We start from the raw sequence: 929 nt of genomic DNA on the forward strand, positions 1-929 counted from the left end.
TCTGCTTCCGTCCGGCGCTGCTGGCCAAGCCCGTGATCGCCGGCACCATCCCGGCCCGGGTCACCAGCCCGCAGCCCGACGACCTCTACAGCCACATCGACCTGGAGGGCCGCTACAAGGTCAACTTCCTCTTCGATCAGGACACCTGGCCCGCCGGCCAGGAAAGCCTGTGGCTGCGCCTGGCGCGGCCCTATGCCGGCGACACCTACGGCCTGCACCTGCCGCTGATCCAGGGCACCGAGGTCGGCATCGCCTTCGAGCACGGCGACCCCGACCGGGGCTTCATCGCCTTCGCCCTGCACGACAGCCAGCACCCGGACCTGGTCACCCTGAAGAACTACAAGCGCAACGTCCTGCGCACCCCGGCCAACAACAAACTGCGCCTGGACGACACCTGCGGCCAGGAGCACATCAAGCTCAGCACCGAACACAGCGGCAAGAGCCAGCTCAACCTCGGCCACCTGGTGGACGGGCAGCGGCAGAAGCGCGGCGCAGGCTTCGAGCTGCGCACCGACGGCTGGGGCGCCCTTCGCGCGGGCAAGGGGCTGTTCATCAGTGCCGACGAACAACCCCGTGCACAAGGCCAGGCCCTGGCCATGCAGGAAGCGGTCACTCGCCTGCAGCAGGCCGGCGAGGAGATGCAGCAGCTGTCCCGCGATGCCGAACGGGTTAATGCCGATCCGGCCGACGTAACCGCCCAACTCGCGCTTCTGCGCGAGCGGCTTGACCAGTTGCAGGCGGCTGTCGCGCTGGTCAGCGCGCCGCAGGGCATCGCCCTGACCAGCGGTGAGCACCTGCAACTGGCGGCCCAGCGCAACCTGATGATCAACGCCGGCCAAGAGGCCGATATCAGCGTGGTCAAGCGCCTGTTCATCGGCGTGGGCGAGGGCGTCAGCCTGTTCGTGCGCAAGCTCGGCCTGAAGCTGATC

Annotated in this window: 1 protein-coding gene; it reads left to right on the forward strand. The window is 68.2% G+C overall.

Annotated elements, in window-relative coordinates:
* Positions 1 to 929 (forward strand): type VI secretion system Vgr family protein (gene vgrG, locus J7302_RS26280; protein ID WP_215381780.1); only part of this gene is annotated, 929 nt, incomplete at both ends.

The sequence above is a fragment of the Metapseudomonas boanensis genome, assembly GCF_018704125.1.
Taxonomy (GTDB): domain Bacteria; phylum Pseudomonadota; class Gammaproteobacteria; order Pseudomonadales; family Pseudomonadaceae; genus Metapseudomonas; species Metapseudomonas boanensis.